Origin of the sequence: Amycolatopsis sp. NPDC051071, from assembly GCF_040682875.1 — a bacterium.
GTDB lineage: Bacteria > Actinomycetota > Actinomycetes > Mycobacteriales > Pseudonocardiaceae > Amycolatopsis.
The window spans coordinates 1-10,243 of the sequence record NZ_JBFBBY010000222.1; the positions used below are offsets into that span (position 1 = coordinate 1).

Annotated in this window: 9 protein-coding genes; 4 read left to right on the plus strand and 5 right to left on the minus strand. The window is 68.3% G+C overall.

The genetic code is table 11. The features are described from left to right. Window positions 1-214 precede the first annotated feature (214 nt). Entirely contained in the window at window positions 215-778 is a 564-nt protein-coding gene (locus AB0M65_RS37645; protein ID WP_364039244.1) for a carboxymuconolactone decarboxylase, read from the minus strand. A gap of 167 nt (window positions 779-945) precedes the next feature. Between AB0M65_RS37645 and AB0M65_RS37650 the strand changes: the two genes are divergently transcribed. From AB0M65_RS37650 to AB0M65_RS37660, 3 genes are read left to right on the plus strand one after another with little or no spacing between them, the layout of a single operon-like run. Further along, entirely contained in the window at window positions 946-1,902 is a 957-nt protein-coding gene (locus AB0M65_RS37650; RefSeq protein WP_364039247.1) for a PDR/VanB family oxidoreductase, read from the plus strand. An 18-nt stretch (window positions 1,903-1,920) separates the two neighbouring features. Continuing rightward, window positions 1,921-3,138 (plus strand): cytochrome P450, encoded by a 1,218-nt coding sequence (locus AB0M65_RS37655; protein ID WP_364039250.1) that lies wholly within the window; start codon window positions 1,921-1,923, stop codon window positions 3,136-3,138. Window positions 3,139-3,154: 16 nt separating this feature from the next. Further along, on the plus strand, window positions 3,155-4,432 hold the full coding sequence (locus AB0M65_RS37660; protein WP_364039253.1) for an aminotransferase class III-fold pyridoxal phosphate-dependent enzyme: 1,278 nt from the start codon (window positions 3,155-3,157) through the stop codon (window positions 4,430-4,432). 60 nt (window positions 4,433-4,492) lie between these two features. Here AB0M65_RS37660 and AB0M65_RS37665 read toward each other — a convergent pair whose 3' ends face one another. From AB0M65_RS37665 to AB0M65_RS37680, 4 genes are all read right to left on the minus strand, one after another. After that, on the minus strand, window positions 4,493-5,323 hold the full coding sequence (locus AB0M65_RS37665) for an alpha/beta hydrolase (RefSeq protein WP_364039256.1): 831 nt from the start codon (window positions 5,321-5,323) through the stop codon (window positions 4,493-4,495). Window positions 5,324-5,440: 117 nt separating this feature from the next. Then, entirely contained in the window at window positions 5,441-6,223 is a 783-nt protein-coding gene (locus AB0M65_RS37670; protein WP_364039259.1) for an SDR family NAD(P)-dependent oxidoreductase, read from the minus strand. Next, window positions 6,220-7,458, minus strand: a complete 1,239-nt coding sequence (locus tag AB0M65_RS37675) for a cytochrome P450 (RefSeq protein WP_364039262.1) — start codon at window positions 7,456-7,458, stop codon at window positions 6,220-6,222. The genes AB0M65_RS37670 and AB0M65_RS37675 overlap by 4 nt, the downstream gene beginning before the upstream one ends. A gap of 51 nt (window positions 7,459-7,509) precedes the next feature. After that, complete coding sequence (locus tag AB0M65_RS37680; protein WP_364039265.1) at window positions 7,510-8,349, minus strand: alpha/beta hydrolase; 840 nt, start codon at window positions 8,347-8,349, stop codon at window positions 7,510-7,512. A 238-nt stretch (window positions 8,350-8,587) separates the two neighbouring features. Here AB0M65_RS37680 and AB0M65_RS37685 point away from each other — a divergent pair, with 238 nt between their 5' ends. Then, the gene (locus AB0M65_RS37685; RefSeq protein WP_364039268.1) at window positions 8,588-10,159 is read left to right on the plus strand and encodes a tryptophan halogenase family protein; all 1,572 of its coding nucleotides are present in this window, start codon (window positions 8,588-8,590) and stop codon (window positions 10,157-10,159) included. The last annotated feature ends 84 nt before the right edge of the window (window positions 10,160-10,243 follow it).

Here is a 10,243-nt window from a genome sequence, read left to right on the forward strand (position 1 = left end):
CCTCGGCTCAGCCGAGGGAAGGGGTCCTTCACGCGCCGCCGTGGTGACTGGTGGTGCTGCTGGGGCTCGTGATTGCCGTCCGTGCCGGGCGAGGGGAACGTTGAGGGACTCTGGGTCCCTCAAGGAGTCCTTCAAGGACCGGCCGCCACCCGCCGTAGGTACCTGAAACACCCTTTGGCCAGAACGACCCAAATCACTCACGACCCTTGGGGCGTCAGGCGGCCTCTGCCTGGGCGGCACCCGCGATCGCGGCGTACCCACCGGCGATCAGGGCCTGCGCGACACCGGCGTAGAACTCGGGCTGGTCGGGGGCGTCGGTGGCGAGGCCGTCGACGTAGCGGTTGAACAACGAGAACAGCGAAGCGATCAGGACGGTGTCGTGGATGTCGGTCTCGGAGGCGCCGGCGGCCTTGGCGTTGTCGACCAGGGCGGTGGTGACCGAGTGGCCGCTTTCACGGGTGGCGAGGGCGACCTTCAGCAGGGCGCGCAGCTTGTCCGAGATCGGCGCGGAAGTGAGGTCTTCCTTGGCGGCGGCGACGGTCTCGGCGCCGCCTTCGATCTGCGCGGCGGAGAACGCACCGTGCGCCTCGGTGCAGAAGTAGCAGTCGTTCTCCTTGGACACGACGGCGCCGATCAGCTCACGCTCGCCGGGGGTCAGCGAACTCGGGCCGCGCAGCAGGGTCTCGACCAGTTCGGCGAGCGGTTTCGCGGTCTCAGGGCGGAAAGCGAACAGACCGACGAGTCCGGGCTTGGTGGGATCCACCGTGATATGCGACATGCGTCCTCCTGGGATCGACGTAGACACCCGATGGTCTGCCCGCGCACCCCCGGGAACAATATTTTGCCTTGCTCACCCCTGGCAACGGACCGAGCATTCAGGGAGACGTACACCCCTGCCCGCCGTGGAACCGTGGAGAGCACGAGCCGAGCGGAGGGCGGGTCACGATGCAGGACGCCGGAACGGCGCAGACGACGTTGCGTGTCGTGGCCAAGGACGTCGTCGCCGAGGGGGTCGTCACGCTGGTCCTCAAGGCAGCCGACGGCGCGCGCCTGCCCGACTGGACGCCGGGTTCGCATATCGACCTGGTGCTGCCCGGTGGACTGACCCGGCAATACTCCCTGTGCGGGGATCGGTGGAACGCCTACGAGTACCGTGTCGGAGTCCTCCGTGAGACCGACGGCCGCGGCGGATCCGCCTACGTACACGACGAACTCCGTCAAGGCGACACGGTCGGGGTGAGCCGTCCCCGCAACAACTTCCCCTTGGTCCCGGCGAAGAACTATCTCTTCATCGCGGGCGGGATCGGGATCACGCCGCTGCTTCCCATGGTTCATCAGGCGGAACTCCTCGGCGCCGACTGGAAGCTGGTCTACGGCGGCCGGACGAAAGACTCCATGGCCTTCCTCGACGAACTCGCCGGGTACGGCGAGAGAGTGCACATCGTCCCCGAGGACGAACAAGGCCGCCCGGATCTCCAGGCCGCGCTCGGCGAGGTCCATGTGGGTCTTCGCGTCTACTGCTGCGGTCCGCCAGGACTCCTCGACGCGGTCGAGAACGCTTGCGCCCCTTGGCCAGCGCCGACACTGTGGACCGAGCGTTTCTCGGCGCCGGAACAGGGCGCGCCGGTGCGCGGCGAGCCGTTCGACATCGTGCTGGCCCGCCGGGGCGCGACGGTCACGGTCACCAAGGACATGACCGTCATCGACGCGATGCGCGCGGTCGGCGTCGACCTGCTCTCGTCCTGTATGGAGGGTGTCTGCGGCACCTGCGAGACCACGGTCCTCGACGGCGTCGTCGACCATCGCGACGCCCTGCTCACCGCCGAGGACCGCGCGGCCGGGGACCGCATGTTCCCGTGCGTCTCACGTTCGTGCACCGACCGGCTCGTACTGGACCTGTAAGCCCCGGAGGCCGTGCTCATGACCGCCAGCAGGCTGTCACCGCCCGTCATCGACATCGACCCGTTCGGTACCGAGGTGCTGACGAATCCGTATCCGCTCGAACACGCGCTGCTCGCCGCCGGGCCGCTCTCGTACTTGAGCGCGCACGACGTCTACGCCGTCGCGCGGTATGACGCCGTCTACGCGGCTTTGCGTAACTGGCAAGGATTCCAGTCCGGTGCCGGGGTCGGGCTGTCGAACTTCCGGACCGAAAAGCCTTGGCGACGGCTGAGCATCGTCGTCGAGGCCGACCCGCCACACCACGACGCACCACGACGCGTACTCGCGAATCTGCTCGGCCCACGCGCGCAGCGCGGGCTCCGCGCCGAGTGGATGGCGAAGGCGCACAAGATGGTCGGCAAGGTCCTCGACGGCGCCCCGGGCAGCACGGTCGAGTTCGACGCGGTGACGGCGATCGCGGAGAAGTTCCCGCCCCGCGCGGTCGGCGACGCGCTCGGCATGCCAGAAGAGGGCCGCGAGAACCTGTTGCCGTTCAGCGACTTCCTGCTCAACGCGTTCGGCCCGCGCAACGAACTCGTCGCGGCAGGCGCACCCCACGCGAAGTTCCTGACGACGTGGGTCATGGAGCACTGCCGTCGCGACAAGCTCACCGAAGACGGGCTCGGCGGCCAGATCTGGGCGGCAGCCGACCGCGGCGAGATCACCCACGAGCAGGCGCCGGGGGTGGTGCGTTCGCTGTTCGCGGCCGGATTCAACACCACCGCGCACGCGCTCGCCGCGGTCATGCACGCGCTCGTCACGCATCCCGAGCAGTGGCGACGGCTTCGCGCCGAGCCTTCGCTGGCGCGGATCGCCTTCGACGAGGCCGTGCGCTGGGCGTCGCCGGTGCAGACGTTTTTCCGTACCGCGGTGGGGGACGTGCCGGTCGGCGACCACATCGTGCCCGACGGCGCCAAGGTGCTGATGTTCCTCGGCGCGGCCAACCGGGATCCCCGGCGCTGGGCCGATCCGGACAAGTTCGACCTGTCCCGCGACCCGTCCGGGCACGTGGGCTTCGGGTTCGGGCTGCACCAATGCGTCGGGCAGAACCTGGCAAGGCTCGAAGCCGAATGCCTCATCACCGCGCTCGCGGAGCGCGTCGAGACGCTGGAACCGGCGGCGCCCGGGAAGCGGCGGCTCAACAACACCTTGCGGGCCTGGCATTCCATCCCGGTCCGCGCCCGGCTGGCGCGGTAGAGAAACGGAGCGCGGAATGACCGAAACGGTGACCGAGGGGCAGGCCGAACTGCTCGCCATCGACGCCGAGTACCTGTGGCATCCGTGGTCGCCGAGCCGGGTCAGCCCGGACACGCTCGTCGCGGTGTCCGGCAAGGGCTGCGAGGTCACCGACGCCGACGGCCGCACCTATCTCGACGCGAAGTCGTCCGGATTCAACGCGACGCTGGGTTACGCGTGTCAGCCGGTGGTCGACGCGATCGCCACGCAGGTGGCGAAGCTGATGACCTACGACATGGGTGAGGGCGCCAACATCCCGGCGATCCGGCTGGCACAACGTATCGGCGAACTCGCCGGTCCGGCGCTGACCCGGACCTTCTTCTGCAACAGCGGTTCCGAGGCGATGGAGGCGGCGATCCGGATCGCGCGCTTCTACCAGGCCGTACTCGGCTCGCCCGAGCGCGGACTCGTCGTCTCACTGCACAACGGCTATCACGGCGCCACCATGGCCGGTGCCGCGACCGCCGGGGCGCCGTCGCCGATCGCCGACGAACTGACACCGAACGGATTCGTCACCATCCCCGGCCCGGAAAAGGGCATCGGCGCACTGCGGGACTTCCTGGACGGCTACGGCAAGCGCACCGCGGCCGTGCTGGTGGAGCCGGTCCAGTCGCGTGGCGCCTACGTCATGCCGGAGGAGTACCTGCGGGGTGTCCGGGAACTGTGCGACGAATACGGGATCCTGCTGGTCCTCGACGAGGTGACGACCGGCTTCGGCCGCACCGGGCTGATGTTCGGTCACCAGCACGCGGGCGTCCAGCCGGATATCCTGGCCACCAGCAAAGGCCTGGCGGCGGGCTACATCTCGCTCGGCGCGGTCACCACCACCCAGCACGTCTTCGAGGTCTTCGACAGCAACAAGAAGAGGGCCGGGTTCGTGCACGGGCACACGCATTCCGGGCACGCCACGGCGTGCGCGGCCGGGCTCGCGGTGATCGACTACATCGAGAAGGAACACCTCCTCGCGAACGTCCAGGCCAGGGGCGACCAGTTGCTGGCCGCACTGGAACCGTTGCGGGACCTGGACCGCGTGACCGACATCCGCGGCCGTGGGCTGATGATCGCCGTCGAGATGGACCGCTCACGCCGGGCGGCACAGATGCGGAAACTGATGCGGGACAACGGGGTGCTGGTCCGGCGCACGGGCAGGAACGTCGTACTCGCGCCGCCGCTGATCCTCACCGCCGAGGAGGCGGACCGGATCTCGCGTGAGCTGCTCGCCGCCGCGGAAACGGCCGCGACCGTCGAATACTGAGGGACAGACCGGGCCGGGAGTGCCCCGAGGGGTGGCGCTCCCGGCCCTTCCGCGCCTGGATCAGACGCGGGCGAGCGGCAGCGGCGTGTCCGCGGTCATGACGATGTCGCCCAGCAGCTTCGCGAACCCTTCCGGATCCCAGATGAACCCACCGTGGTCGCCGGGGAACTCCACCACCGGGACGCCGAGTTCGCCGGCGAGCGCCGAACAGGTCCGGCGGGTGAGCAGGCCACCGGAGTCCGCGCCGAGGCCGACGACGACCCGGAACGGCCCGTCGCGCAACGCGTCGAGGTCCGGGGAGTACCGCGTGGTCTCGCGGAGCTCGTGGACGAAGAAACGACGTCCGTCTTCCTTGTCCCGCTCGGGGGAGTCGCCAGGCGGCGGGCCTGCCTCGTCCCCTTCGTAGCCGGACGTGCCAAGGAACATCCTCCACGCGGCTTCGAGGCCGTCGGTCTCGAACGTCCTCACGATCTCGTCGACCTCGGCGTGCCGCTCCGCCGAATCCGGCAGCAGGTTCAGCGTCGGCGGCTCGTGCGCGACGATCGTCCTGATCCGGCCGGGATGACGCGCGGCCAGCGCGAGTGTGGTCATCGCACCGCCGCTGGAGCCGAACACGTCGGCCGTCTCGGCGCCCAGCGTGTCCAGGATCGCGATGACGTCGTCGGCACGCAGGTCCGGGGTCGAATCCTGGCCCGGGTCGTCCAGCGGGCTCTGTGCGATGCCCCGGGGGTCATGGGTCACCACGGTGAACCGGCTCGCCAGCGCGTCGGCCAGCGGTGCGAAGGCGTCCGCGGCCATCGGTGAGCCCATGGCCAGCAGCAGCGGTCCGTCGCCGCGGACCTCGTAGTGCAGCCGGCCGCCGGGGACGTCGATCTCGTTCGTGCTGGTCATCTCGGTCGTCCTTCCTTGATCTTCCCGCCTGTCGGGCGGGCGTCAAGGGTTGGACTCCTGGCCGGGCGCGAACTCATCGCTCGCGCCCGGCCACTGTGGATATTCACCCGGTAGTGGTCATCCGGCGGTGAAGATCTTACCCATGATCCGTCGCGAAACGGCCCTTGGCGAGAACGCCAAGAACGCCGTGAGCAGACGCGCGACGGTTCCGGGCACGGTGATCGCGCGGCCGGCGTCCCAGGCCTTCAGCCCACCCCGGACGACCTGTTCCGCGGTGGTGAAGCCGGGGGTCTTCTCGACCGTGTCACCCAGCCCGGCGACGTCGCCGAACTCGGTCGAGGTCGCACCGGGGCACAGTGCCATGGCCCGCACGCCGGTGCCGTCGAGTTCGGCCGACAACGACTCCGTGAAAGACAGCAGGAAGGCCTTCGTGGCGCCGTACACGGCCATGTTCGGGGTCGCGAAGAAACCGAGGTTCGACGCCACGACGATGATGCCGCCGGAGCCGCGTGCGACCATTTTGGGGACGGCCTGCGAGACGAGGTCGACGTTCGCCGTCACGTTCAGCCGGATCATGCCGAGCGCGTCGGCCGGGTCCGACTCGTGGAACCGGCCACGCGAGCCGCGGCCGGCGTTGCAGACGAGGAGATCGGCGCCGCCGAGTTCTTCGGCGCGCCCGAGGATGGCCTCGGCCGCGCCTTCGGCGGTGACGTCGCGGACTTCCGGGACGATGAAACCGCCGGAGTCCTTCGCCAGTTCGGCGAGCCGGTCGGCGCGGCGGGCGACGGCCAGCACGCGGTAGCCGCGGCCCCGCAGCACACGCGTGAATTCCGCGCCGATACCCGACGACGCGCCGGTGACCACGGCCAGTGGCGCGTCGTGCGGGGAGCCCGCGGTCATGACCGGACCAGCGAGGGCTCGCCGAGCCGGACCGGGACCTCCCGGTGGCCGTTCATGATGAACGTGCCCTGTCCTTCGAGCTCGTCGACGCCGACCGCGAGCTTCAGGTCCGGGTAGCGCGCGAACAGCGCGGGCAGCGCGATCCGCAGCTCCAGCCGGGCCAGCGGCGCGCCGAGGCAGAAGTGCGAGCCGTGGCCGAACGAAAGGTGGGTCTTGTCGGCGCGGGTGGCGTCGAACACGCCCGCCGTCTCACCGTGGTTCTCCGGGTCGCGGCCGATTGCGGTGAAACCCATCAGCACCGGGTCGCCCTTGCCGATGGTGACCCCGGCGACCTCGATGTCCTCGGTCGCGTACCGCAGCGGAAGCTGCGCGACCGGGGCGTTGACCCGCAGGGCCTCTTCGATGACGTCGTCCCAGGAAACCTGGCCGCTGTCGAGGAGATTCTTCTGCTCGGGCCGGCTCAGCAGCGCGACGACGGCGGCGCTGAGCGCGTTCATGAGGGTTTCGGAACCCGCACCCAGCATGAGGTGCAGGGTGCCGACCATCTCTTCGTCGGTGAGCCTGCTGCCGTCCTCCTCGCGCGCGGCGAGCAGGAGACTGGTCAGGTCGTCGCCAGGGTTCTCGCGTTTGAACTCGGCGAGTTCGGTCAGCTCCTGGTGCCACAGCTCGACGTTCGCCTCGGCCTCGTCACCGGAGGTGGTCGTGGTGACGTTGACGCCGGCGCCGCGCAAGGCGGACGCGCGAGCCGATTCCGGCACCCCGAACATGTCGCAGATGACGCGCGCGGGCAACGGGGTGGCGAAGCGGCCCTTGAGGTCGATGACCTCGTCCGGTCCGGCGGTGGAGAGGCCGTCCAGCAGGTCGTCGACGATCTTCTCGATCAGCGGGCGGGTCAGCTCGACCTGCTTCGGCGTGAAACCGCGGGAAACCAGTTTGCGCAGGCGCAGATGGTCGTCGCCGTCGTTGGTGGTCATGTTGTCCATCAGGAGCCAGCCGATGAGCGGCCAGTTCGAGGGGATCTCACCCTCGGTGTAGCGGGTCCATTTCTGCGGGTCCTTCGCGAACCTGTCGTCGGACAGCACCTGGCGCGCCGCCTGATACCCGGTCACGGACCAGCCGATCACCCCGCCGGGCAGTTCGACCTGGGTGATCGGCCCCTGTGCGCGGAGAGCTTCACTCTCCGCGTGGATGTCCGTACCCGTGATGTCCAAGAGGTAAGGGCAGCGGCTTTCCATCGGATCTTCTCCTCAACGATCGAAAAAGGTGGTGCCGGATCTCCGGCCCGGTCAGGACCGGAAGAACACCGTGAGCAGCGGGGCGCCCGCCTTCTGGTTGAACAGATGCCCCTCGTTCATGCACACGTACTGGCCGTTGGGGAGCCCGTCGGCGAGGGCGTGGCAGTTGTCGATCAGCCAGGAAGGGCTTTCCCGGCCGCCGATGACCAGGGTCGGCACGCCGATCCCCGGCAGCTGATCGAACGGGACGGACTCGTGGTTCGCGTCGAGGATGGAGTCGTACAGCGTCGTCGGGGCCATCGCCTCGAACGACGGCCAGATGGGAAGGGATTTGAACCCTTCGATCGTTTCCGGGCTGAACCGGACGTTCTCCCGCAGGAACAACGCGACGGCGTCGGTCCGGTGATCGGCGGCGACCATCCGCTCTAGATCGTCCATATAGGACTCGGGGAGCGGGTGGCCGCCGTAGGTCGGTTCGTACAGCGCGAGTTTGCCCATCGGGACACCCTGTGCCGCCGCCCGCATGGCGATCAGGCCACCGGTACAGTTGGCGAAGATCGCCGCGCCGGGGCCCGCCGCTTCGAGGACCGCCGCCAGGTCTTCGACCTCCCGGTCGACCGTGTACCCCGGCAGGCCGCCGTTGTCCTCGCTGTTCCCGCGGCCGCGGCGATCGTAGTTGTAGACGGTGAAATCCTCCGAGAGCAGCTCGGCGAGATCGGCGAACATGGCCTTCTCGTTGAGCCCGCCGCCGAGAATGAGCACCGGTGGCCCTTCGCCGGACTTCTCGAAGGCGATCCGCGTCCCGTCCGCCGACGTCACATATTCGAGTACGAGACCGCGTGCCCCGAACCCGATGTTGTCGAGGCTGGCCGCGGTTTCCTGGTTCGCCATCACGAGTCTCCCGACTGTCGAAGCCCGCTTCCCACGCTAGGTCTCGCTCACCTCCATGCCATCTCCCTGCTTGCCCGAAAGAAGTGCTTTGAATTGTCCGCTTGAGGCGATGTTCATGATCGACGGCGACGTAACTCATCGGGAGGGAGTGAGGCCGGCCCTGCCTGATGACGCGATCGGAACCTACGCTCGTTCGCGCGGCATATCGGGGGTTTCGGACCGGCGAAGGAGCACTTCCGTGGCACGTCCCATCGAAAAGATCGTGATAGTCGGGGGTGGGACGGCCGGCTGGTTGTCCGCCGCTTACCTCAACCGTGCCTTCGGCGGAAAGGTCGGCATCACCCTCATCGAATCGCCGCGGATCCCGCGGATCGGGGTGGGTGAGGCCACCGTCCCGACGCTGCGGACCACCTTCGCCTTCCTGGGCATGGACGAAGCGGACTGGATGCCGAAGACGAACGCGGTCTTCAAATCCGCCGTCCGGTTCAACGACTGGCGCAAACCACACGAGGGCAAGGACGGGCACACGTACTACCACCCGTTCTTCGACGTCCCCGAACCCGCCGTGCGGAATTACGAGAAGCCGTTCCACAAGCGGTTCGGCCGGGGTGTCTCGCTCGCGCATTTCTGGCTGAAGCAGCGCCTCGCCGGGGACACGCGGGTCCGGGAGACCTTCGGTGACGCGGGAATGGCTCTGCAGCGCCTGTGTGAGCTGAACAAAGCCCCGAAACCGTTGCCCGGCACCGATGCGCCGGACCCCGGCTACCGCTACGCCTACCACTTCGACGCCGCGTTGGTCGCCAAGTACCTCCGGGAACTCGCGACCGGCCGCGGTGTCAAACACGTTTCGGCGGACGTCAAGTCGGTGACCGTCGACCCGCGCGGCACGATCGAGAAGGTCGTCACCGACACCGGCGGCGAGATCGAAGCCGACCTTTTCCTTGACTGCACCGGGTTTCGTGGCCTGTTGATCAATCAGACGCTGAACGAGCCGTTCGTCAGCGCCAACGACGTCCTCCTGTGCGACTCCGCAGTCGCGCTGCCCGCCCAGCACAAGGAAGGCGGGCTGCGGCCGTACACCTCGGCGACCGCGAAGCCCGACGGCTGGATCTGGGAGATCCCCCTCGCCGACCGCGACGGCACCGGTTTCGTCTACTCCAGCGCCTTCACCACGCCGGAGAAGGCCGAGCGGCGACTACGTGATCACCTCGGCGGCCGCGACCACGACATCGACGGCAACCACATCAAGATGCGGGTCGGGCACAACCAGCGCTCGTGGGTGAACAACTGTGTCGCCGTCGGCCTGTCGAGCTGTTTCGTCGAGCCGCTGGAGTCCACCACGATCGCGCTCATCGAGTACCAGCTGGCGCTGCTCGTGCTGCACTTCCCGGACTCCGGCTTCGACGAGCGCCGTAGAGCCCGCTACAACGAGCTGATGGTCGGCGCCTTCGAGGACATGCGTGACTTCATCGTCATGCACTACACGCTCACCGACCGGAACGACACCGAATTCTGGAACGCCGTGCGGGAAGCGCCGATCCCGGCGAGCCTGGAGGAGAAGCTCTCCGAATACGCGGACAGCGTCATCATCCCCGACGGCAGCCAGCTGCGGCTGTTCGAAACCCGCAGCCTGTGGGCGATTCTGTCCGGAATGGACTTCGAGTTCAAGAAGGCGCCGCCGTCGGTCGACCTGATGAACGACGCCGCGGCATGGGAGATGTTCAAGCAGATCGACAAGGAACGCGAGATCTACTCGGCAGGCCTTCCCAGCCACCGCGAGTACATCGACGCCCTGCACCGAGGCCTCTGATCGCGCGTGAAGGCCCCCTTCCCTCGGCTGATCATTCAACCCATGGCCGAGGGAAGGGGGCCTTCACGCGGAGAACGTCAGCCG